The organism is Thermomonas sp., assembly GCF_023953935.1.
GTDB lineage: Bacteria > Pseudomonadota > Gammaproteobacteria > Xanthomonadales > Xanthomonadaceae > Thermomonas.
This window is the reverse complement of the sequence record NZ_JAMLIW010000003.1, coordinates 42,218-63,796: the sequence shown is the minus strand read 5'-3', so window position 1 is coordinate 63,796 and position 21,579 is coordinate 42,218. Positions and strand designations below refer to the sequence as shown.

Here is a 21,579-nt window from a genome sequence, read left to right as displayed (position 1 = left end):
TGGGACAGGACAGAAATTCCGGCCCGGTTCGCTCTGCCTGGCCCGGAGCGGCCGGGAGCATTTCAGCGGCATCGGCAGCCATCATCCCACCGGCTGCCCGTCGTGCGGCGATGCCAGCCAGCGCTCGACAATGACCGCCGCCGCCACCGCATCCAGGGCGTCGGCGTCACGCCGCTTGCTGCGGCCCTCGGCGCGCGCGGCGGCGAACCGGCGCGCTGCTTCCTGCGAGCTGTTGCGTTCATCGACCATCACCACCGGCAGCCGGGTGCGCAGGCGCAGCGCACGGGCGAAGGCGTGGGCCGCTTGGCGGATCGGCTGGTCACCGCCGTCGAGCGTCATCGGGTCACCGACCACCAGCCCGTCAGGCCGCCATTCGCGCAGCAGCTTGTCGGCATGGGCCCAGTCGGGACCGGCGGCATGCACGTCGATCACCGCCACCGCGCGGGCGCTGCCGGTCATGGCGTTGCCCACCGCCACCCCGATCCGGCGTGCGCCAACGTCGAAGCCCAGCACCGTGCCATCGCTGCGGATCGCCGGCGCGACTGCCAGCGCTGGATTGGGTGCGTCCTCGTCAGCGCTCACGCGTGCCCGCTGTGGCTGGCGTGGTTGACCAGATCCACGCCGATGGTTCCCGCCGCCGCCTGCCAGCGCTGCGCCAGCGGCAGGTCGAACAGCACGTCGCGCCGGCTCGGCACCAGCAGCCAGCTGTCGTCCACCAATTCCTGCTCGAGCTGGCCCGCGCCCCAGCCGGCACAGCCCAGCGCCACCAGCGCCTGCGGCGGCCCCTCGCCACGCGCCATCGCTTCCAGCACGTCGCGCGAGGTGGTCAGGTACAGGCCGTCGCCGACTTCGAGGCTGGAATCCCAGCCACGGCCGCCGTCATGCACGACGAAGCCGCGCTCGGGATGCACCGGCCCGCCGCTGAGTACCGGGCGCTGACCGAGCGCATCATCGCCGCATTCCACGCCCATCTGGCGCAGGATCTCGCCAATCGTGTATTCGGAGGGCCGGTTGACGATCACGCCCATCGCGCCGTCGCCGTCGTGCTGGCAAATCAGCGTGACGCTGCGCTCGAAATTGGCGTCGTGCAGCGCCGGCAGCGCGATCAGCAGGTGGTTGCCAAAGCCGTGTTCGTGCGCGTCCATGAGCCGCATTCTAAGGCAATGCCACGGCGATCACTCACCATCCGGCCCGGATCGCCAGCCCGGATGGCGAAGCCCGCGCCGGACGCAGGCCCGCCGCTGCCGTCGCAACGCGATCAGCGCGCCTCGGCGACCTGCACGCCGTCCAGCCCCTGCGCCAGAGTGCTGGCATCGCCGCCCTGGGCCAGCTTGATCCGCAGGCGCACTTCGTTGGACGAGTCGGCAAACCGCAGCGCGTCCTCGTAGCTGATCTCGCCGGCCTGATACAGCTCGAACAGGCTCTGGTCGAAGGTCTTCATGCCCAATTGCACGGATTCCTTCATCACCTCTTTGAGCTTGTGGATTTCGCCGTCGCGGATGTAGTCCTGCACCAGCGGCGTGCCGAGCAGGATTTCCATCGCCACCCGCCGCGCCTTGCCGTCCGGGGTGGGCACCAGCTGCTGCGCCACCACGCCCTTGAGGTTGAGCGAAAGATCCATCAGCAGCTGGCTGCGACGGTCTTCCGGGAAGAAGTTGATGATGCGGTCCATCGCCTGGTTCGCGTTGTTGGCGTGCAGCGTGCACAGCACCAGGTGGCCGGTTTCGGCGAAGGCGATGGCGTGGTCCATGCCCTCGCGGGTGCGCACCTCGCCGATCATGATCACGTCCGGCGCCTGGCGCAGAGTGTTCTTCAGCGCGTTTTCCCAGCTGTCGGTGTCGATGCCGACTTCGCGCTGGGTGATGATGCAGCCGTCGTGCTTGTGCACGAATTCGATCGGATCTTCGATCGTGATGATATGGCCGGTCGAATTGGCGTTGCGGTAGCCGATCATCGACGCCAGCGAGGTGGATTTGCCGGTGCCGGTGGCGCCCACGAAGAGGATGATGCCGCGCTTGGTCATCGCCAGGGTCTTGATCACCGGCGGCAGGCTGAGTTCTTCGACGGTCGGGATGCGGGTCTCGATCCGGCGCAGCACCATGCCGACCTGGTTGCGCTGGTAGAAGCAGCTGACGCGGAAGCGGCCCACCCCGGACACGCCGATGGCGAAGTTGCACTCGTGGGTCTTTTCGAACTCCTCGCGCTGCTGCGGCGACATCACGTTCAGCACCAGATCGCGCGACTGCTGCGGGGTCAGCGGGTTCTGGGTGATCGGGCTGATCTTGCCGTTCACCTTCATCGACGGCGGCATCCCGGCGGTGATGAACAGGTCCGACGCCTTCTGGTGCGCCATCAGCTTGAGGAACGAGGTGAAATCGATGCTGCTCATGTTTGGCTCCTGCGGAGCCGGGATTCGTGATTGGTGATTGGTGATTCGAGAGAGCAGACCGCCCTTCGCATCCCCACCAGATCGTTCATCGAACCTCGGCTTTTACGAATCACGAATCACGAATCACCAATGACCACCCTCACTCGAACAACCGCTTGTCCTTGGCGTAATCGTGGGCTTCCTTGCGGCTCACCATGCCGCGCTTGGTCAGGTCCTGCAAATGCTGGTCCAGCGTCTGCATGCCCACGGCCTGGCCGGTCTGGATGGACGAATACATCTGCGCCACCTTGTCCTCGCGGATCAGGTTGCGGATGGCGGGGGTGCCCACCATGATTTCCCAGGCGGCGGTGCGGCCGCCACCGATCTTCTTCAGCAGCGCCTGGGCGATCACCGCGCGCAAGGATTCGGACAGCATCGAGCGCACCATCGGCTTTTCGCCGGCGGGGAACACGTCGATGATGCGGTCGATGGTCTTGGCCGCCGAACTGGTGTGCAGGGTGGCGAACACCAGGTGGCCGGTTTCCGCGGCAGTCAGGGCGAGGCGGATGGTTTCCAGGTCGCGCAATTCGCCGACCAGGATGATGTCCGGGTCCTCACGCAGCGCCGAGCGCAGCGCTTCGTTGAAACCGTGGGTATCGCGGTGCACTTCGCGCTGGTTGATCAGGCATTTTTGCGAGGTGTGGACGAATTCGATCGGGTCTTCGACCGACAGGATGTGGCTGTAGTCCTTCTTGTTGATGTGATCGATCATCGCCGCCAGCGTGGTCGACTTGCCCGAGCCGGTCGGCCCGGTGACGAGGATCAGCCCCTGCGGTTGTTCGATCAGCTCCTTGAAGATGCGCGGGCAGCCGAGGTCCTCAAGGGTGAGCACTTCCGAGGGAATGGTGCGGAACACCGCGCCGGCGCCGCGATTCTGGTTGAACGCATTGACGCGGAAGCGCGCCAGCCCGGGGATTTCGAACGAAAAGTCGCATTCGAGGAATTCTTCGTAGTCGCGACGCTGCTTGTCCGACATGATGTCGTAGACCAGCGCGTGGACCTGCTTGTGGTCGAGCGCGGGGATGTTGATGCGGCGCACGTCGCCGTCCACGCGAATCATCGGCGGCACGCCGGCCGACAGATGCAAGTCCGAAGCCTTGTTCTTGACCGAAAATGCCAGCAGTTCGGCAATGTCCATGCGTTTCCCCCGCGCCGTTCAGTTGATGTGGATTCCCTGTACTGTACCGCCGGTTGGCGCCACGGCACCCATGGCGCAGTATGAGCGCCAGATGCGTCCGCGTTCAACCGCCGGGCTCACGCCACGATCCAGCCCCGGTCCAGCCCCGGTCCAGCCCAGAATCAGCCCCATGCCTGCACCGCCTGACCCCAGCGCCGCGCTCGCGCGGATTCTCTCACTGATCGGGAACGCAAGCCGCGCCCGCGGCAGGCCAGCCGCGCGTCTGCTGGCGGTTTCGAAAACCCGGCCGCCGCCGGCGATCGCCGCCATCGCCGCGGCCGGGCAGCGCGCCTTCGGCGAAAACTATGTGCAGGAAGCCCTGCCCAAGATCGAGGCGCTGCGCCCGCTGGGGCTGGAATGGCACCTGATCGGGCACCTGCAATCGAACAAGGCCGAGCTGGCCGCGCGCGCCTTCGACTGGGTGCAGACCGTGGATCGGCCCAAGCTGGTGGCCGCGCTGGCGCGCCATCGGCCGACGGCGCTGGCGCCGCTGAACGTCCTGATCCAGGTCAACATCGACGATGAAACCAGCAAAAGCGGATGCAGGCCGCAGGAGGTTGCCACGCTGGCCGCCGCCATCGCCGCCCAGCCGCGCCTGCGCCTGCGCGGGCTGATGGCGATTCCCGCACCCGAACCGGACTTCGATCGTCGGCGCGCCGCGTTCCGGGCGATGGCCGCCCTGTTCGTCGCCCTGCGAGCCGACCACCCCGACCTGGACACCCTGTCGATGGGCATGAGCGAGGACTTTGCCACCGCCATCGAAGAAGGTGCGACCATGGTCCGGGTCGGCAGCGCCCTGTTCGGTCCGCGCCCGCCCAAGCCCTGAACATCACGCACACCGCCATGAACCCTTCCAAGATCCCGATCACCGATTCCCGATCCCTCGCCTTCATCGGCGGCGGCAACATGGCGCGCAGCCTGATCGGCGGACTGCTGCGCCAAGGCGTCGATCCGGCGCGGCTCCGCGTCGCCGAGCCGGTACTGCCGTTGCGCGAGGCGCTGCGGACCGACTTCGGCGTGGCCGTGTTCGAGCAATCGGCGCAGGCGGTCGAAGGCGCTGACACCTGGGTGTTCGCGGTCAAGCCGCAGGTCATGCGCCCGGTGTGCGAGGGGCTGGCCGCGCCGGCGCAGGCGCAGGCGCCGCTGGTCATCTCGATCGCGGCCGGCATCACCAGCGCCCAGATCGACCGCTGGTTGGGCGGTGGCATCCGGGTCGTGCGGGTGATGCCCAATACCCCGGCGCTGTTGGCGGCGGGCGCTTCCGGGCTGTACGCCCGTCCCGGCGTCGATGCCGGCGGGCGGGCGCTGGCGCAGGCGCTGCTGGCGGCGGCGGGGACGACGGTCTGGATCGACGACGAAACCCAGATGGACGCCGTGACGGCCCTGTCCGGCAGCGGCCCGGCCTACGTGTTCCTGCTGGCCGAAGCGATGATCGACGCCGGCATCCGGGAAGGCCTGGCGCCGGAAGCCGCACGCCAGCTGGCCCTGCAAACCGTGCTCGGCGCCGGCCGCATGCTGGTTGAATCCGGGGTCGATGCCGCCGAGTTGCGCAAGCGGGTGACGTCCCCCAACGGCACGACCCAGGCCGCGCTGGAACGGTTCGAAGCCGGCGGCCTGCGCGGACTGGTTGCCGACGCCATCCACGCGGCGCGGTTGCGCGGCGCCGAGCTGTCAGCTGCCAACGATTGACCCCGCACGACCACGGCGATGACGATGCCCACAGCGACCCGCCCATGACGGCCTTCATCCTCGGCCTCACCGGCGGCGTGGCGTCCGGGAAATCCACCGTCGAAGCACGCTTTCGTGCGCTGGGTGTGGCCATCGCCGACGCTGACGCGGCGGCGCGCGCGGCGGTGGCGCCGGACACTTCCGGGCTGGCCGAAGTGGTGCGAACCTTCGGAACCGGCGTCCTGACGGCGGACGGCCACCTCGACCGCGCCGCCATGCGCCAGCGGGTGTTCGCCGACCCGCAGGCACGGCAACGGCTGGAAGCCATCATTCATCCGCGCGTGCGCGCTGCGCTGCGCGCCGAATGCGTGGCGGCGCAGGGGCCCTATGCCATCGCTTCAATCCCCCTGCTGGCCGAAGCCGGCGGGCGCCAAGCCTATCCCTGGCTGCAACGCATCCTGGTCATCGACGTTGCCGAAGACACGCAACTGCGGCGCTTGCAGCAGCGCGACGGAATCGACGCGGCGCTGGCGCGTTCGATGCTCGCCGCGCAGGCCACTCGCGCGCAGCGGCTGGTCATTGCCGACGACGTGCTGTCCAACGAAGCACCGCCCGAAGCGTTGGACCCGCAGATCGCCGCTCTGGATCGCCTGTACCGCAAGCTGGCCTCGGAAGTCCGGCGCTGAAGCGGGCCTCGAACCACGCCCTGATTCCCGAATCCGGAAGTCATTGCAATCAGCGGCTTCCCGCTTCCCGCTTCCCGTCTCCCGTCTCCCGTCTCCCGTCTCCCGGATCAAGCACGCGCCAGCAGCGCCGCCACCACCGGCTGGTCTGCCGGTGGCATCGGATACTCGCCCAGCTTGTGCAGCGGCACCCAGGCCAGCGCCTGACCTTCCAGCCCGCGCGGGCGGCCGCTGAAACTGGCCTCGCGCACGTCCAGCAACAGGCACTTGTCGGTGTCTTCATGGGTGACGCAAACCACCGCGATGCCCACCGCGGCCTCGATCCCCAGTTCCTCGCGCAATTCGCGCACCAGCGCCGCCTCCGGCGCTTCGCCGGGCTCGACCTTGCCGCCGGGAAACTCCCACAGCCCGGCCAGCTCGCGCCCTTCGGTGCGGCGCGCCAGCAGGATGCGTCCGCGCGGGTCGCGCAGTACGGCGGCAACGACGTGGATCCGTTTCATGCGCTCAATGCGGCCCGTGCGGCGGGTCGAAACCACTGCCCCAAGCTATCCACGGCCGCGCCGGTCGCCGCGGCGATCCGCCCAAGCCGCGCAACACGCCCGACTTTCGGCAGGCGTGCCTCAGCTGAGCTTCCCATGGCAATACTTGAACTTCTTGCCACTGCCGCAGGGACAGGGGTCGTTGCGACCGACATTGGCCTGCGCCAGCGCACGCTCGACGTCTGCCGCCTCGTCGTCGGCGCCCAGGCTGCCGGTCTCGGGGTGCTGGAACGAGGACTGTCGGGCAATCGCCTCGGCGCGCGCGCGCTCCTGCGCCTCGGCCTCGGCCACTTCCTGTTCGTTGCGGATACGGACCCGCGCCAGCAGCGAGACCACTTCGAGCTTGACCTTCTCCAGCAGCTCGGTGAACAGCTCGAACGCCTCGCGCTTGTATTCCTGCTTGGGCTGCTTTTGCGCGTAGCCGCGCAGGCCGATGCCCTGGCGCAGGTAGTCCATCCGCGCCAGGTGTTCCTTCCAGCTCTGGTCGAGCACGTTGAGCATCACGTGCTTCTCCAGCATGCGCATGGTGTCGCTGCCGATCTGCGCTTCCTTGTCGGCGAACAGCGCCGCCACCGCCTCCTCCACGTGCTTGAGGATCCCGGTGGCGTCCAGTTCGGTTTCCCGCTGGTGCAGGCCGACCAGGTCCAGCTGCACGCCCAGCTGGCCCAGCAATTCGGCTTCCAGCCCCGGCAGGTCCCACTGCTCGTCGATCGAATCCTGCGGCACGAATTTCTCGACCATCGCGGCGACCACGTCCTCGCGGATGCCGTCGATGTTCTCCTGGATGCTCTCGGCTTCCAGCAGCTCCCGGCGCTGGCCGTAGACCACCTTGCGCTGATCGTTGTTGACGTCGTCGTACTCGAGCAGCTGCTTGCGGATGTCGAAGTTGTGGGCCTCGACCTTGCGCTGGGCGTTGGCGATCTGGCGCGTCACCAGCGGCGACTCGATGACGTCGTCTTCCTTCAGGCCCATCTTCGCCATCACCTTCTGCACCCAGTCGGCGGCGAAGATGCGCATCAGGTTGTCTTCCAGCGACAGGTAGAAGCGGCTGGAACCCGGGTCGCCCTGACGGCCGGAGCGGCCGCGCAGCTGGTTGTCGATGCGCCGACTCTCATGCCGCTCGGTGCCGATGATGTGCAGGCCGCCGGCGGCGATGGCGGCGTCGTGGCGCTGCTGCCATTCGCTCTTGACGCGGTCGCGGTCCAGCGCGCTGGCGTCGTCGCCCAGCGCGGCCAGCGCCACTTCCAGCGAACCGCCCAGCACGATGTCGGTGCCGCGGCCGGCCATGTTGGTGGCAATCGTCACCGATCCGGGCACGCCGGCGTTGGCGACGATCTGCGCCTCGCGCTCGTGGTGCTTGGCGTTCAGCACTTCGTGCGGAATCTTCGCCGAATCCAGCGCGCTGCTGAGCAGCTCCGACACTTCGATCGAGGTCGTGCCCACCAGCACCGGCTGGCCGCGCTGCACGCAGTCTTCGATGTCGCGGATCACGGCGCGGTACTTGCCCGGGCGATTGAGGAAGACCTGGTCGGAGTTGTCGACACGGATCATCGGCAGGTTGGTGGGGATGACCACCACTTCGAGCCCGTAGATGTTGTCGAACTCGAACGCCTCGGTGTCGGCGGTGCCGGTCATGCCCGACAGCTTGGCGTACATGCGGAACAGGTTCTGGAAGGTGATCGAGGCCAGGGTCTGGTTCTCGCGCTGGACCGGCACGCCTTCCTTGGCTTCAACCGCCTGGTGCAGGCCGTCGGACCAGCGCCGGCCCGGCAGGGTGCGGCCGGTGAACTCGTCGACGATGATCACTTCACCATCCTTGACGATGTAATCGACGTCGCGCTGGAACAGCGCGTGGGCGCGCACCGCCGCGTTCAGGTGGTGGACGATGTGGATGTTCTGCGCCGCGTACAGGCTCTCCTCGGGGCCGAGCACGCCGATCTCGCGCAGCTTCTGCTCGGCATTCTCCTGGCCGTCCTCGGACAGGTGGATCTGCTTCTGCTTCTCGTCGACCCAGTAGTCGCCCTCGCCCTCTTCTTCCTTCTGCCGGACCAGCGACGGGACGATCTGGTTGACCTTGATGTACAGCTCCGGCGATTCGTCGGCCGGGCCGGAAATGATCAGCGGGGTGCGCGCCTCGTCGATCAGGATCGAATCGACTTCGTCGACGATGCCGAAATTCAGCCCGCGCTGGAAACGGTCTTCCTTCGCCAGCGCCATGTTGTCGCGCAGGTAGTCGAAGCCGAATTCGTTGTTGGTGCCGTAGGTGATGTCGCAGGCGTAGGCCGGGCCCTTGTCGGCATGGTTCATGCCGGGATAGATCACGCCCACCGACAGGCCCAGCCAGTTGTAGAGCTTGCCCATCTGCGCCGAGTCGCGGCGGGCGAGGTAGTCATTGACGGTGACGACGTGCACGCCCTTGCCTTCCAGCGCGTTCAGGTACACCGCCAGGGTGGCGGTCAGGGTCTTGCCCTCGCCGGTGCGCATTTCCGCGATCTTGCCGGCGTGCAGCACCATGCCGCCGATCAGCTGGACGTCGAAATGGCGCATCCCGAACACCCGCACCGAGGCTTCGCGGCAGACCGCGAACGCTTCCGGCAGCAGCCGGTTCAAGGTCTGGCCTTCAGCAATGCGGGTGCGGAATTCGTCGGTCTTGGCCTTGAGCTCGGCGTCCGAAAGCGCCTGCATCTTCGGTTCGAGCGCGTTGATCTTCTTGACGATGGTGCCGTATTGCTTGAGCAGGCGCTCGTTGCGGCTGCCGAAAACGCTGGTGAGCAAACTGTTGAACATGGGAAGTGCAGTCCTTGGCGGGATGCGCGCTGGCGGCGCGACATCGGAAGCGGCGACAACGTCAGGCCCCGCTGCGGGCACACGTCCCGAGCGAAGCCAGACAGTTTAACGGGACGCGGTCCGCCGTGCCGGCGGAGCGCCCGTCGGGTCAGCCGTGCGTCGGCCCGTGGCGGGCCAAGGCGTCGTTGTGGCCAAGGAAGCGGCGCGGATCGACCACCACGCCGTCCTGCCAGACTTCGAGGTGGACGTGGGTGCCGGTGGAACGGCCGGTGGAACCGGCGCGGGCGATTTCCTGCCCGGTGCGGACCAGGTCACCGACCTGGTGGGTCAACCGCGAATTGTGCGCATAGCGGGTGACATAGCCATTGCCGTGGTCGATCTCGATGGTATTGCCATAGCCGTTGCGGACGCCGGCGAAGCTGACCACGCCATCGGCCACCGCCAGCACCGGATCGCCGGCGTTGGCTTCGAAGTCGATCCCCCGGTGGAACTCGCCGCCGCCGCCGAACGGATCGGCGCGCCGACCAAAGCCCGAGGTGATGAAGCTGCCAGCGATCGGAAAGCGCGAGGGCGTGGCGCGCAGGTCGAGCTGGCGGTTGAACAACAAGGATTCGATCACCGACAGCTGGGTATCGGCCTGGCGATAGTCGGCTTCCAGCGCCGACAGCCGCAGTTTCAATTCCCCCACCGGCATGTCGCTGCTGCGGCCGCGACCGCCTTGGCCGACCGGCCGCTGGAAGTCGAATTCTCCATCCTCAAGCTGGCCGGTCTGGGTCAGGCGGCTGCCCAGCGCGTTCAGGCGGTTGGCCTGCGCCTGCAGCTCGGCCAGTCGCGCCGCCAGCGCATTGACTTCACGCTGGGCATCACGCTTGGCGCGGTCCAGCTCGGCCTGTTTCTCGGAATTGGTCGCCTGCAGGGCCTCGACCTGGGCCAGGCCCACCGCACTGCGCAATCCGGCGCCGCACAGCATGCCGGCCCCCAGCAGCAGCGCCAGCGCCGCCAGCGGCCGCGCGGTGGCCCAATGCCGGAAGCGCTCCAACGACAGTTGGGCGCGGTTGCGGGTATCGTGCAGGTTGTCCTGGAGCTTGTTCGATTCGGTCATCTGCCATGCCTGGTTCGCGATCCACGCCCCCGCGGGGCGGCGCCCCGACCCTTGGCCCGCGCGCGGCGCTGGAAGCGCTGCTCGCCGGCTCGGCCGGTGACCTCCTGCGTCGCGCCCAATGGCTCGACGCGGTGGACCAGTTGTTGCGACCCCACCTGCCCCAGGGACTGGCGGCGCATGCCCGCCTTGCCAATGTTCGCAAGGACAAGCTGGTGTACGTCGTCGACGCTCCGGTGTGGCACGCCAAACTTCGGCTTGCCGCACCCGCATTGATCGACGTCGCCCGCTCCGTCGGGCTCGAGGTGAACGACCTTGGCGTCAGGACGACCGCCGGCCCGCTGCGCCCGATGTCGCCAGGCGCGGGGGGTCGTGCCCCGATCTCGGCAGCCGCCCGCACCGGGCTGGCGACTGCACTGGATCTGCTGCGACCGAACCCCGCGGAAAAGCCCGCGGAAGGACGGTTGCCGGGCCGGAAAGGGCGGGGAACGCAAGCGGTCCCCGAAACCGGCCACGGCGCATCCTAACCGCGCAACTGCCGGAATTTGTTAAGAAACCCGAAATATCCGTTCAGGAAACCGCCCCGCAGACCCGGCAATGCCGGCCCGTCGCGCGATGCGTGAGCGCGGTCACAGTGCCTCAGGCCGGCTGGGCGGCCCCGTAGGACGGCAGTGGCAGCGTTTCCGCGGCCTCGGCGCTGACGATCTCCCAGGCCTGCGCGTCGGCCTGCAGCGCACGCACCAGCGCGTTGTTCAGGGCGTGCCCGGACTTGTAGCCCTCGTAGGCCCCCAGGATCGCGTGCCCGGCCAGATACAGGTCGCCGATCGCATCCAGCGCCTTGTGGCGCACGAATTCGTCGGCGTAGCGCAGGCCGTCCTCGTTCAGGACCCTGAACTCGTCGAGCACGATGGCATTGTCCATCGAGCCGCCGAGGCCGAGGTTGTGCTCGCGCATGGATTCCAGGTCGCGCATGAAGCCGAAGGTGCGGGCGCGGCTGATCTCGCGGATGTAATTCTCGGTCGAGAACTCCAGCTCGACCCGCGACAGCGCGTCCGGGATCGCCGGATGGTCGAACTTGACCGTGAACCCGAGCCGGAACCCGTCGTACGGTTCGAACCGCGCCAGCTTGTCGCCTTGGCGCACTTCCACCGGCTTGCGGATGCGGATGAAGCGCTTGGGCGCGTTCTGCTCGACGACGCCCGCCGTCTGCAGCAGGAACACGAACGGCCCGGCCGAGCCGTCCATGATCGGCACTTCCGGCGCGGTCAGGTCAATGCTGGCATTGTCGATGCCCAGGCCCGCCAGCGCCGACATCAGGTGCTCGACCGTCTGCACCCTGACGCCATCGCGGCCCAGCCCGGTGCACAGCGTGGTTTCATTCACCAGCACCGCGCTGGCCGGCAGCTCCACGACCGGATCGAGGTCGGTGCGGCGGAAGGTGATGCCGGCGTCGATCGGGGCCGGACGCAGGGTCAGGAAGACCTTTTCGCCGCCGTGCAGGCCCACGCCGGTGGCGCGGACGATGTTTTTGAGGGTGCGCTGACGGAGCATCCGGAAAGCCTAGCACGCAGGTGGCTGAACCCAGCCCGAAGCGCATATGGAAACGGCGTTGCACCCGCCCAATGAAAGCGGCCGGTCGGCGTACCGACCGGCCGAATGACGCTGCGGCCTGACCGACCACAGCGTGGGACCGGACACCGCTTCCCTGCGGCACCTTCAGGCGCCGATCCGCAGCAGCCGCGGACCCTCGCCTGCGCCGGCCGCTCCCGGCCGACGCGTCTTGCTCAATCCGCCTGCCGGCGCAGGAACGCGGGAATGTCCAGATAATCGTCCTTGGGCAGTTCCGCGCTGACCGGGGCCGAAGCGGCGCCTGCGCCGCCGCGCCGCAGCGCACTGGCAAACGAGGTCGCCGCCGCCGGTTCGAACGGATCGGTGACCGCATCGATCGCCAGCCCGGTGGTGCCATCGCGGCGCGCGTGGGCATTGATCAGCTGCACCTGCGGCCGGCGCGGCGCTTCGCTGACGGGTTCGAAGCGGACCTCCGAACGCCGGGCGTCGGCCAGCGGCTGGCGCAGGCCGGCGGTGGCGCGGCTCAGGCCGGTGGCCACCACCGTCACCCGCACCTCGTCCTGCAGCTCGTGGTCCAGCGAGGTGCCGATGATGACGGTGGCGTCCTCGGAGGCGAACTGCTCGATGGTGCGGCCGATCTCGTCGAACTCGGCCATGGTGAAGTCCTGGCCGGCGGTGATGTTGACCAGGATGCCATTGGCGCCGGTCAGGTTGACGTCGTCCAGCAGCGGATTCTGGATCGCCGCTTCGGCCGCCGCCTGGGCGCGGTCATCGCCGCGGGCGCTGCCGCTGCCCATCATCGCCAGGCCCATCTCCGACATCACCGTGCGCACGTCGGCGAAGTCGACGTTGATCAGGCCGGGACGCACGATCAGGTCGGCAATCCCCTGCACCGCGCCCTGCAACACGTCATTGGCGGCGCGGAAGGCCTGGATCATGGTGGCGTTGCGGCCAAGCACGGTGATGAGCTTTTCGTTCGGGATGGTGATCAGCGAATCGCAATGCTGGCCCAATTCCTCGATCCCCTTGAGCGCCACCTGCATGCGTCGGCGACCCTCGAACGGGAACGGCTTGGTGACGACGGCCACGGTCAGGATGCCCATTTCCTTGGCCAGCTGCGCCACCACCGGCGCCGCGCCGGTGCCGGTGCCACCACCCATGCCGGCGGTGACGAACACCATGTCGGCGCCTTGCAGCATGTCCATGATCGCCTCGCGGTCTTCCAGCGCCGCCTGTCGGCCCACTTCCGGATTGGCGCCGGCGCCGAGGCCCTTGGTGACGTTGGCGCCGAGGTGCAGCTTGGTGCTGCAGTTCTTGATCGCCTGCGAGTCGGTGTTGGCGGTGATGAACTCCACGCCTTCGACCCCGTTGTTGACCATGTGCGCCACGGCGTTGCCGCCGCCGCCACCGACGCCGATGACCTTGATCACCGCATTGGGTACCGCCTGCTGGATCAGTTCGAAATGTGCCATGTCCGTGTCCTTTCTTGTTGGTGATTGGTGATTGGTGATTGTTTGTTGCGCGATCTGCCTGCCGTCTGCCTGCCCTCAAAACTCGCCGCGGAACCACTTGAAAACCTTGTCCAGGCGTCCGCCCGGCTTGCCTGCCGTCAGCTTCGGCCGCCTCGGTGCCTCGATCCGGCTGCCCATCAGCAGCAGGCCCACGCCGGTGGCGTGGACCGGATTGCCCACCACTTCGCCCAGCCCGGTGACGTGCTGGGGCACGCCGATCCGCACCGGCATCTGCAGCATTTCCTCGGCAAGCTCGACCACGCCTTCCATCTTCGCGGCGCCGCCGGTCAGCACCATGCCGGCGCGCACCCGCTGCTCGAAGCCGGAGCGCCGCAGCTCGGCCTGGACCAGTTCGAAGATTTCCTCGTAGCGGGCCTGCACCGCCTGCGCCAACGCGTGACGCGGCAACCGCCGCGGCGGGCGATCGCCCACGCTTTCCACCTGGATGCTCTCCTCGGCGCGCGCCAGCTGCGCCAGCGCGCAGGCGTACTTCACCTTGATGTCTTCCGCATGCGGGGTCGGCGTGCGCAGCATGTGCGCGATGTCCTCGGTCACCTTGTCGCCGGCCACCGGCAGGTTGGCGGTGTGGCAAATCGCGCCCTGCACGAACACGGCGATGTCGGTCGTGCCCGCGCCCATGTCGACCAGCACCACGCCCAGCTCGCGCTCGTCGTCGGTGAGCACGGCGGTGCTGGACGCCAGCGAAGAGACGATCAACTCATCCACCTGCAGGTCGCAGCGCTGCACGCACTTGCTGATGTTCTGCGCCGCTGACTGCGCGCAGGTGATGATGTGGGCGTGGACTTCCAGCCGCACGCCGGTCATGCCGACCGGGTTCTTGATGTCTTCCTGGGAATTGTCCAGCACGTACTCACGCGGAATCGCGTGCAGGATCTTCTGATCGGCCGGGATCGCCACCGCCTTGGCCGCCTCCAGCACGCGGTTGAGGTCGTCGTAGCTCACCTCGCCGTCGCGGATCGGCACCACGCCGTTGGAATTCTGGCACTGCACGTGGTTGCCGGAGATCGAGGCGTAGACGCTGCGCACCTCGCAGCCGGCCATCAGCTCGGCTTCCTCGACCGCGCGCTGGATCGATTGCACGGTGGAATCGATGTCGACCACGACGCCACGACGCATGCCGCGCGATTCATGGGTGCCGATGCCGATCACTTCGATCGGTTCACCGGGTGCGTATTCGCCAACCAGCGCGGTCACCTTGGAGGTGCCGATGTCGAGGCCGACGATGAGGGATTTGCCGCCTTTGGAATTCATGTCCTGGAGCCGGGGTTCGGGTTCGGGTTCGTGCTGGTGGCAGCATTGCGGCTGCCAGGAGCGTTCACGGGCGCGGGCAAGGCCGCGGGTTCTGCCTTCACCCAGGTCAGGGCAAAGCCGTTGGTGTAGCGCAGGTCGGCGCGGGCCAGCCGCCGGCGCGGGTCCTGTGCCTGCAACTGCGGCAGCAGCGTTGCGAACCGCACCAGCCGCGCCGCCGGGTCGCTGCGCCCCAGCACGAGGGCGGTGCCGTCGCGCAGGGTGATCGACCAGCTGCCGCGGCGATCGATCGTGACGGCGCGCACGCCGCCGGCATGGGCCAACTGCGCGCGCGCGGCGTTGTAGAGCGCAACCACCTCCGGCACCCGTGCTTCCGGCCCGTCCAGCAGCGGCAGATCCGGCGGCAGGCGCAGCGCGCCGGCCGGGAACAGGTGACCGCGCTCGGACAGCACTCGCGACTGCCCCCAGCGTGCCACCGGCCGGTACTCGCGGATCCGCACTTCGAGCACGTCCGGCCACTGCTTGCGCACTTCCGCGTGTTCGACCCACGGCAACTTGCCCACCGCCGCCTGGATCGCAGCCAGATCGACCGCAAAGAATCCGCGCTGCGCCAGCGGCCGCACTGCCGCCTGCAACTGCGCCCGATCCACCCGCTGCAGCGGCCCCTGCACCCGCAGGGTGCGCAGCGGCCAGTAGCCGCCGCCCCACCAGCCTCGGACCACGCCCGCCACCGGCAGCGCGACCAGCGCCAGCGCCAGCAGCCAGGCCAGCAGGCGCGCGAGGGCGGTCATGGGGCTGCCCTCCGGGCAGCGGGATTGGTGATTGGTGATTGGTGATTGGAAAGAGCGCGCAATTCCAGTGGCATGGCGAAACGCATCGCCGCTGTTGCCTTTGCGAATGACGAATCACGAATCACCAATCCCGGCATCTTCATACCGTCTGCTCCAGGATCCGCCAGCACAGGTCCTCGAAGGACAGGCCGAATTCGCGCGCGGCCTTGGGCACCAGCGAGTGGCTGGTCATGCCGGGTGCGGTGTTGACTTCCAGCAGCCACAGCTGGCCGCCGGCATCGCGCATCACGTCGACCCGGCCCCAGCCGCTGGCGCCGGCGGCCTGGAAAGCACCCAGCGCCAGCTCCCGGATCGCGGTCTCTTCCTCGCCTTCCAGGCCCGGGCACAGATACCGGGTGTCTTCGGCGACGTACTTGGCCTGGTAGTCGTACCAACCGGACTTGGGCACGATCCGGATCGACGGCAGCGCGAGATCGCCGAGGATGCCGACGGTCAGCTCATCGCCGACGACCAGCGCCTCCATCAGCATTTCGCCTCCGTACTCACGCGCCACCCGCTGCGCCTCGTCCAGCGCCGCGGCCGTTTCCACCCGCACCGCGCCAACGCTGGAGCCTTCGCAGGACGGCTTGACGAACACCGGCAAGCCAAGCTCCGCAGCGGCCGCATGCAGATCGGCCCCGGGCGGAAGCCGCAGGAAGCGCGGGGTCGCCAGGCCCGAACTCATCCACACCTGCTTGGTGCGGATCTTGTCCATGGTCAGCGCGCTGCCGAGCACGCCCGAGCCTGTGCAGGGAATCTCGAACGCCGCCAGGAAGCCCTGCAGCACGCCGTCCTCACCGCCGCCCCGGTTGCCGTGCAGGATGTTGAAGACGCGGTCGAACTGGCCGTGCACCAGTGCATCGACCAGCGCCGGGATGCCGTCCACCGCGTGCGCATCGACGCCGCGGGCCTGCAACCCGGCCAGCACGTTGCGCCCGGAATCGAGCGACACCTCGCGCTCGCTGCTGGTTCCGCCCATCAGCACGGCGACGCGCCCGAACGCAGAAGCATCCTTGATGCGCAGCGGCGGCAGATTCTGGTTCATGCCGGTTCTCCCGGGATCTGGCCGTTCGGCAAGCCATCGCGGGCCAGCTGCTGGGCTGCCGCGCCGATGTCGCCGGCGCCCATCAACAGCAGCAGGTCGCCGTCGCACAGCATTCCCGCCAGGGCCTCGCCCAGTTCGGCTACGCCGCCGACGACCACCGGATCCACCCGACCGCGGGTGCGGATCGAGCGCGCCAGCGATTTGGCGTCGGCGCCGACGATCGGCGCTTCGCCGGCCGGATAGACCTCGGTCAGCAGCAGCGCGTCCACGCTGGAAAGCACCGCCGCGAATTCATCGAACAGGTCGCGGGTGCGGGTGTAGCGGTGCGGCTGGAACGCCACCACCAACCGGCGTTCGGGCCAGCCACCGCGGGCGGCCGCGAACACCGCCGCCAGCTCCTTGGGATGGTGGCCGTAGTCATCCACCAGGGTGGCCACGCCGCCACCCGGCAGGGTCAGCTCCGCCAGCCGGTTGAAACGCCGGCCAATTCCCTGGAAATTCTCGAACGCGCGCGCGATGGCGGCATTCGGCACGCCCAGCTGCCAGCCGATGGCGGCGGCGGCCAGCGCGTTCTGGACGTTGTGGCGGCCCGGCAGCGCGAGGTTGCACGCCGTCCGCGTTCCATCCGGCAGGCACATCGTGAACAGCATCCGCCCCGCTTGCTGGCGGACATCGGCGGCCCGCACATCGGCTTCGGGGTCGAAGCCGTAGGTCACCAGATGGCGGGTGATGCCGTGGGCCAACGCCGCCACTTCGGGGTTGTCGATGCACAGCACCGCCAAGCCATAGAACGGCAGCCGGTGCAGGAATTCGGCGAAGGCCTGCTTCACGCGTTCGAAATCTCCGCCGTAATTTTCCAGGTGGTCGGCATCGATGTTGGTGATCACCGCCACCGCGGGGTTCAGGCGCAGGAAGCTGCCATCGCTTTCGTCGGCTTCGGCCACCAGCCAATCACCCTTGCCAAGGCGCGCGTTGGCGCCGGCGGCCAGCAGCTTGCCGCCGATCACGAAGGTGGGATCCAGGCCGCCTTCGGCCAGCACGCTGGCAGTCAGCGAAGTGGTGGTGGTCTTGCCGTGGGTGCCGGCGACCGCGACACCGCGCTTGAAGCGCATCAATTCGGCCAGCATTTCCGCCCGCGGCACCACCGGGATGCGCTGCGCGCGCGCCTCCAGCAGCTCCGGGTTGTCCGGCTTGATCGCGCTGGAAATCACCACGCAATCGGCGCCGAGCACGTGGGCCGACGCATGCCCTTTGTGAATTTCGATCCCCAACTCCGACAACCGCCGGGTGACGGGGCTCTCGGCGGCATCGGAGCCGGTGATCCGATAGCCCTGGGTGCGCATCACCTCGGCAATACCGCTCATGCCGGCGCCACCAATACCGACGAAGTGGACGCGCGGCAAGGCGCGATTCGCATCGCCGATCTGCCGCAGGTAGGGAACATGCGCGTTCATCGAGCCGCCTCGTCAGACAGGGTGGCAAACACCGCATCGGCCACGGCGCGGGCGGCGTCCGGGCGCGCCAGCGCGCGTGCCGCGGTCGCCATCGCTAGGCGCTTTTCGGGAGACGCGGACAGCTCGACCAGCACCTCGCGCAGGCGCTGCCCGAGGTCGTCCGACTGCGGCAACAGCAACGCCGCACCGCGCCCGACCAGATACTGCGCATTGCGGGTCTGGTGGTCGTCCACCGCCTGCGGGAACGGCACCAGCACGCTGCCCACGCCCACCGCGCACAGCTCGGCCAGGGTCAAGGCACCGGCGCGGCACACCACCAGGTCGGCCCAGGCATAGGCGCTGGCCATGTCGGCGATGAACGGCTCCACCCGCGCCTCGACGGCCGCGTCGGCATAGGCCTTGCGGGCTTCATCGAGCAGCTTTTCGCCGGCCTGATGCAATACGTCCACCGGCTGGCCCAGCGCCGCGACCGCCGCCGGCACCGCCGCGTTGAGCGCGCGAGCGCCCTGGCTGCCGCCCAGCACCAGCAGCCGCAGCGGGCCGCCATGATCGAACTGGCGCGCCTGCGGCGGCGGTACCTGCGCGATCTGCGCACGCACCGGGTTGCCGACCAGGGTTTCCCGCGCCAGCGTGTCCGGGAAGCCGACGAGCACTTGTCTGGCAAAAAACGCCAGCACCTTGTTGGTCATGCCGGCGGCGCGGTTCTGCTCGTGCACCAGCAGCGGAATTCCGCGCGTCCAAGCCGCGATGCCACCCGGCCCGGCCGCATAACCACCGAAGCTGATCACGGCGTCAGGCCGATCACCGGCAAACACGCGCGATGCCGCGCGGACTGCGCGCAGCACCCGCAGCGGCGCGCCGAGCAGGGCCAGCAGCCCCTTGCCGCGCACGCCCTTGACCGCGATGGTGTCGATGGCGATGGCGTGCTGCGGCACCAGCCGCGTCTCCATGCCGCCGTCCGCGCCCAGCCAGCGCACGCGCGCGCCGGCATCCAGCAGCGCCTGCGCCACCGCGAGGCCGGGGAAGATATGGCCACCGGTACCGCCGGCCATCACCACCACCAGGGGCGAGGTCACTTTCAACGCGCCCTCCTGAGTGCGGACAGCGCCGCGGATTCGACCGGCGCACGCGCCAGCACCGGCTCGATCCGGGGGCGTCCGCGCGCGCTGTTGCGCACGGGACTGTCCGCCGGTGCCAGAGGTTGCGGCGCGCTGCCCTGGGCCGACGCATGGCCCACGGCACGCCGCAGCGCCACCTGCCGCACCGCCCGCTCGTATTCCCACGACACCCGCAGCAGCAGTCCCAACGCCACACAGGTCATCAGTACGCTGGAACCGCCGTAGGACACCAGCGGCAGGGTCAGGCCCTTGGTCGGCAGAATGCCGAGGTTGACTCCGATCGAAACGAAGCTCTGCAGCGTCATCCACAGCGCAATCCCGAAGGCGAGATAGCCGGAGAAGTGGCGCTTCATCTCCACGCACTTGAGGCCCAGCCAGAACGCGCGGCCCGCCAGCAGGACGTACAAGCCCACCACCACGCACACGCCGACCAACCCCAACTCTTCGGCCAGCACCGAGAAGATGAAGTCGGTATGCGCTTCCGGCAGGTAAGACAGCTTCTGCACCGACGCGCCAAGGCCGACGCCGAACCACTCGCCGCGCCCGATCGCCATCAGCGCATTGCTGAGCTGGTAGCCGGCACCGAGCTGGTCCTGCCAGGGATCCATGAACGAGGTGACGCGGCGCAGGCGGTACGGCTCCAGCACCACCAGCGCGATCAGGAAGGGCACCATCACCAGCACCGGCACGATCAGTTTCTTGATCGAAGCGCCGCCCAACACCAGCATGCCGGTGGTGATCCCCAGCAGCAGCACCGAGGATCCGAAATCCGGTTGCAGCAACAACAGCCCGACCAACAGCAATGCAACCCCGACCGGCTTGAACATGGCGTAGGCGGTTTCGGCGACATCCTCGTTGAAGCGCTTGAGATAACTGGCCAGCCAGATGATGAAGAACACCTTCACCATCTCCACCGCCTGGAAGCTGGCCGGGCCGAGGTTGATCCAGCGCCGGGCGCCGTTCACGCTCCTGCCCAGGAAAGGCAGCCACACCATTGCCAGCACCACGAAACAGGCCAGCAGCAGCCATTGGCCGTATTTTTCGATGGACTTCAGCTCGATCCGCATCGTCGCCGCCGCCAGCACCAGACCGCAGCCGAGATAGAACGCGTGACGGCTCAGGAAGTACCAGGGCCCCGCGCCCTGGCCGCCACCGGCAATCGCCGCCGAACCGATCATCACCACGCCGAGGCAGGCCAGCGCCAGCACGCTGCCCAGCAGCCACGGGTCATAGCGACCGCCGATCTCGTGGATGCGGGTGGCCTGGCGCGCGCTGTCGAGAACGGCCGTCATCAGCGCACCTTCAAGGTCGCAAGACCCACCAGCACCAGCACCACGCTGATGATCCAGAAGCGCACGATCACGCGCGGTTCCGGCCAGCCCTTCAGCTCGAAGTGGTGGTGGATCGGCGCCATCTTGAACACGCGCTTGCCGGTGAACTTGAAGCTCAACACCTGGATCATCACCGACAGGGTTTCGATCACGAAGATCCCGCCCATCAGCACCAGAACAAGCTCCTGGCGCACGATCACCGCGATGGTGCCCAGCACCGCGCCCAGCGCCAGCGCGCCGATATCGCCCATGAACACCATCGCCGGGTAGGTGTTGTACCAGAGGAAACCGAGCCCGGCGCCGGCAATCGCGGTGCAGATGATGATCAATTCACCCGCGCCCGGGACCTTGGGGATTTGCAGGTACTGGGCGAAGGTGGCGTGACCGGAGGCATAGGCGAACACGCCCAGCGCGCAGGCGACCAGCACGGTCGGCATGATTGCCAGACCGTCGAGACCGTCGGTCAGGTTGACCGCGTTGGAGAAACCGACGATCCACAGGTAGGCGATGGCGACAAAACCAACCCCGGCCATCGGCAACGCCACCGACTTGAACAGCGGCACGTAGAAGGTGGTCGCCGCCGGCACGTCGGCAAAGATGTACAGGTAGAGCCCTGCCGCCAGTCCGAGCACGGATTGCAGCGCGTATTTGGTGCGCGAACGCATGCCGTTGGGGTCGCGCTTGACGATCTTGATCCAGTCGTCGGCCCAGCCGATCGCGCCGAAGCTCAGCATCACCACCAACACCACCCACACGTACTTGTTGCGCAAATCGCCCCATAGCAGCACGGTGGCCGTGATCGACGCCAGGATCAGCGAGCCGCCCATGGTCGGGGTTCCGGCCTTGGAGAAGTGCGACTTCGGGCCATCGCTGCGGATCGGCTGGCCACCCTTGAGGGTGGACAGGTAGCGGATCATCGCCGGCCCCCACCACAGCGCCAGCACGAGCGCGGTCAGCGCCGCGAGGATGGCGCGGAAGGTGAGGTAGTTGAACAGCCCGAAATGGCGCTGCAGCTGCTCCAGCCAGCGGGTGAGTTCAAGCAGCATGGGGGGTGACCTGGTGGAAGGAAGT

18 protein-coding genes and 2 pseudogenes are annotated in these 21,579 nt (G+C 68.0%); 4 read left to right on the top strand and 16 right to left on the bottom strand.

Features of this window, described 5'->3' with window-relative positions:
* Positions 1-81: 81 nt before the first annotated feature.
* The 4 genes from ruvX to M9902_RS04600 all read right to left on the bottom strand — a co-directional run bounded on the left by ruvX (position 82) and on the right by M9902_RS04600 (position 3,566).
* Positions 82-549, bottom strand: coding sequence for a Holliday junction resolvase RuvX (ruvX, locus tag M9902_RS04615; protein WP_297175412.1), 468 nt, complete (start codon positions 547-549; stop codon positions 82-84).
* Positions 550-578: 29 nt separating this feature from the next.
* Entirely contained in the window at positions 579-1,145 is a 567-nt protein-coding gene (locus M9902_RS04610; protein ID WP_297175356.1) for a YqgE/AlgH family protein, read from the bottom strand.
* Positions 1,146-1,258: 113 nt separating this feature from the next.
* The gene (locus M9902_RS04605) at positions 1,259-2,389 is read right to left on the bottom strand and encodes a PilT/PilU family type 4a pilus ATPase (RefSeq protein ID WP_297175361.1); all 1,131 of its coding nucleotides are present in this window, start codon (positions 2,387-2,389) and stop codon (positions 1,259-1,261) included.
* A gap of 139 nt (positions 2,390-2,528) precedes the next feature.
* Positions 2,529-3,566: a type IV pilus twitching motility protein PilT gene (locus M9902_RS04600; RefSeq protein WP_297221361.1), complete on the bottom strand. Its 1,038-nt coding sequence runs from the start codon at positions 3,564-3,566 to the stop codon at positions 2,529-2,531.
* Between the two features lie 169 nt (positions 3,567-3,735).
* Here M9902_RS04600 and M9902_RS04595 point away from each other — a divergent pair, with 169 nt between their 5' ends.
* Genes M9902_RS04595 through coaE form a run of 3 tightly spaced genes read left to right on the top strand, consistent with a single transcriptional unit; the run spans position 3,736 to position 5,959 of the window.
* Positions 3,736-4,431 (top strand): YggS family pyridoxal phosphate-dependent enzyme, encoded by a 696-nt coding sequence (locus tag M9902_RS04595; RefSeq protein ID WP_297175368.1) that lies wholly within the window; start codon positions 3,736-3,738, stop codon positions 4,429-4,431.
* 17 nt (positions 4,432-4,448) lie between these two features.
* Positions 4,449-5,294: a pyrroline-5-carboxylate reductase gene (gene proC / locus M9902_RS04590; protein ID WP_297175371.1), complete on the top strand. Its 846-nt coding sequence runs from the start codon at positions 4,449-4,451 to the stop codon at positions 5,292-5,294.
* Between the two features lie 44 nt (positions 5,295-5,338).
* The gene (gene coaE / locus M9902_RS04585) at positions 5,339-5,959 is read left to right on the top strand and encodes a dephospho-CoA kinase (protein WP_297221497.1); all 621 of its coding nucleotides are present in this window, start codon (positions 5,339-5,341) and stop codon (positions 5,957-5,959) included.
* A gap of 122 nt (positions 5,960-6,081) precedes the next feature.
* On the opposite strand, the pseudogene mutT reads toward coaE, so the two are convergent.
* The 3 genes and pseudogenes from mutT to M9902_RS04570 form a co-directional block, all read right to left on the bottom strand.
* Positions 6,082-6,456, bottom strand: a pseudogene (mutT, locus tag M9902_RS04580) (8-oxo-dGTP diphosphatase MutT); the annotation flags it as partial.
* Between the two features lie 120 nt (positions 6,457-6,576).
* The gene (gene secA / locus M9902_RS04575) at positions 6,577-9,282 is read right to left on the bottom strand and encodes a preprotein translocase subunit SecA (protein WP_297221360.1); all 2,706 of its coding nucleotides are present in this window, start codon (positions 9,280-9,282) and stop codon (positions 6,577-6,579) included.
* 148 nt (positions 9,283-9,430) lie between these two features.
* On the bottom strand, positions 9,431-10,384 hold the full coding sequence (locus M9902_RS04570) for a M23 family metallopeptidase (protein ID WP_297175376.1): 954 nt from the start codon (positions 10,382-10,384) through the stop codon (positions 9,431-9,433).
* Positions 10,385-10,389: 5 nt separating this feature from the next.
* On the opposite strand from M9902_RS04570, the gene M9902_RS04565 reads away from it, so the two are divergent.
* Positions 10,390-10,908: a DciA family protein gene (locus M9902_RS04565; RefSeq protein WP_297221359.1), complete on the top strand. Its 519-nt coding sequence runs from the start codon at positions 10,390-10,392 to the stop codon at positions 10,906-10,908.
* 112 nt (positions 10,909-11,020) lie between these two features.
* On the opposite strand, the gene lpxC is transcribed toward M9902_RS04565, so the two are convergent.
* From lpxC to mraY, 9 genes and pseudogenes are all read right to left on the bottom strand, one after another.
* Positions 11,021-11,932, bottom strand: coding sequence for a UDP-3-O-acyl-N-acetylglucosamine deacetylase (gene lpxC, locus M9902_RS04560; RefSeq protein WP_297221358.1), 912 nt, complete (start codon positions 11,930-11,932; stop codon positions 11,021-11,023).
* Positions 11,933-12,165: 233 nt separating this feature from the next.
* Positions 12,166-13,422, bottom strand: a complete 1,257-nt coding sequence (gene ftsZ, locus M9902_RS04555; protein WP_297175385.1) for a cell division protein FtsZ — start codon at positions 13,420-13,422, stop codon at positions 12,166-12,168.
* A gap of 75 nt (positions 13,423-13,497) precedes the next feature.
* On the bottom strand, positions 13,498-14,733 hold the full coding sequence (gene ftsA, locus M9902_RS04550; protein ID WP_297175388.1) for a cell division protein FtsA: 1,236 nt from the start codon (positions 14,731-14,733) through the stop codon (positions 13,498-13,500).
* Positions 14,730-15,521, bottom strand: a complete 792-nt coding sequence (locus M9902_RS04545) for a cell division protein FtsQ/DivIB (RefSeq protein WP_297221357.1) — start codon at positions 15,519-15,521, stop codon at positions 14,730-14,732. Before M9902_RS04545 ends, ftsA begins: the two co-directional genes overlap by 4 nt.
* 139 nt (positions 15,522-15,660) lie before the next feature.
* Positions 15,661-16,605 (bottom strand): D-alanine--D-alanine ligase, encoded by a 945-nt coding sequence (locus M9902_RS04540; RefSeq protein ID WP_297175394.1) that lies wholly within the window; start codon positions 16,603-16,605, stop codon positions 15,661-15,663.
* Positions 16,602-18,059, bottom strand: a complete 1,458-nt coding sequence (murC, locus tag M9902_RS04535) for a UDP-N-acetylmuramate--L-alanine ligase (RefSeq protein WP_297221356.1) — start codon at positions 18,057-18,059, stop codon at positions 16,602-16,604. The genes M9902_RS04540 and murC overlap by 4 nt, the downstream gene beginning before the upstream one ends.
* A 29-nt stretch (positions 18,060-18,088) precedes the next feature.
* Positions 18,089-19,135, bottom strand: a pseudogene (gene murG, locus M9902_RS04530) (undecaprenyldiphospho-muramoylpentapeptide beta-N-acetylglucosaminyltransferase); the annotation flags it as partial.
* A 2-nt stretch (positions 19,136-19,137) separates the two neighbouring features.
* Positions 19,138-20,469 (bottom strand): putative lipid II flippase FtsW, encoded by a 1,332-nt coding sequence (gene ftsW, locus M9902_RS04525; RefSeq protein WP_297221355.1) that lies wholly within the window; start codon positions 20,467-20,469, stop codon positions 19,138-19,140.
* A complete protein-coding gene (gene mraY, locus M9902_RS04520) occupies positions 20,469-21,554 on the bottom strand; it encodes a phospho-N-acetylmuramoyl-pentapeptide-transferase (RefSeq protein WP_297221354.1) in 1,086 nt (361 codons plus the stop codon). The genes ftsW and mraY overlap by 1 nt, the downstream gene beginning before the upstream one ends.
* Positions 21,555-21,579 lie beyond the last annotated feature (25 nt).

Excerpts from the sequence above, each read along its gene's own strand:
- M9902_RS04610 (WP_297175356.1), bottom strand. The coding sequence starts at position 1,145 with ATGGACGCGCACGAACACGGCTTTGGCAACCACCTGCTGATCGCGCTG.
- M9902_RS04605 (WP_297175361.1), bottom strand. The coding sequence starts at position 2,389 with ATGAGCAGCATCGATTTCACCTCGTTCCTCAAGCTGATGGCGCACCAG.
- M9902_RS04600 (WP_297221361.1), bottom strand. The coding sequence starts at position 3,566 with ATGGACATTGCCGAACTGCTGGCATTTTCGGTCAAGAACAAGGCTTCG.
- M9902_RS04595 (WP_297175368.1), top strand. The coding sequence starts at position 3,736 with ATGCCTGCACCGCCTGACCCCAGCGCCGCGCTCGCGCGGATTCTCTCA.
- proC (WP_297175371.1), top strand. The coding sequence starts at position 4,449 with ATGAACCCTTCCAAGATCCCGATCACCGATTCCCGATCCCTCGCCTTC.
- coaE (WP_297221497.1), top strand. The coding sequence starts at position 5,339 with ATGACGGCCTTCATCCTCGGCCTCACCGGCGGCGTGGCGTCCGGGAAA.
- secA (WP_297221360.1), bottom strand. The coding sequence starts at position 9,282 with ATGTTCAACAGTTTGCTCACCAGCGTTTTCGGCAGCCGCAACGAGCGC.
- M9902_RS04570 (WP_297175376.1), bottom strand. The coding sequence starts at position 10,384 with ATGACCGAATCGAACAAGCTCCAGGACAACCTGCACGATACCCGCAAC.
- M9902_RS04565 (WP_297221359.1), top strand. The coding sequence starts at position 10,390 with ATGCCTGGTTCGCGATCCACGCCCCCGCGGGGCGGCGCCCCGACCCTT.
- lpxC (WP_297221358.1), bottom strand. The coding sequence starts at position 11,932 with ATGCTCCGTCAGCGCACCCTCAAAAACATCGTCCGCGCCACCGGCGTG.
- ftsZ (WP_297175385.1), bottom strand. The coding sequence starts at position 13,422 with ATGGCACATTTCGAACTGATCCAGCAGGCGGTACCCAATGCGGTGATC.
- ftsA (WP_297175388.1), bottom strand. The coding sequence starts at position 14,733 with ATGAATTCCAAAGGCGGCAAATCCCTCATCGTCGGCCTCGACATCGGC.
- M9902_RS04545 (WP_297221357.1), bottom strand. The coding sequence starts at position 15,521 with ATGACCGCCCTCGCGCGCCTGCTGGCCTGGCTGCTGGCGCTGGCGCTG.
- M9902_RS04540 (WP_297175394.1), bottom strand. The coding sequence starts at position 16,605 with ATGAACCAGAATCTGCCGCCGCTGCGCATCAAGGATGCTTCTGCGTTC.
- murC (WP_297221356.1), bottom strand. The coding sequence starts at position 18,059 with ATGAACGCGCATGTTCCCTACCTGCGGCAGATCGGCGATGCGAATCGC.
- ftsW (WP_297221355.1), bottom strand. The coding sequence starts at position 20,469 with ATGACGGCCGTTCTCGACAGCGCGCGCCAGGCCACCCGCATCCACGAG.
- mraY (WP_297221354.1), bottom strand. The coding sequence starts at position 21,554 with ATGCTGCTTGAACTCACCCGCTGGCTGGAGCAGCTGCAGCGCCATTTC.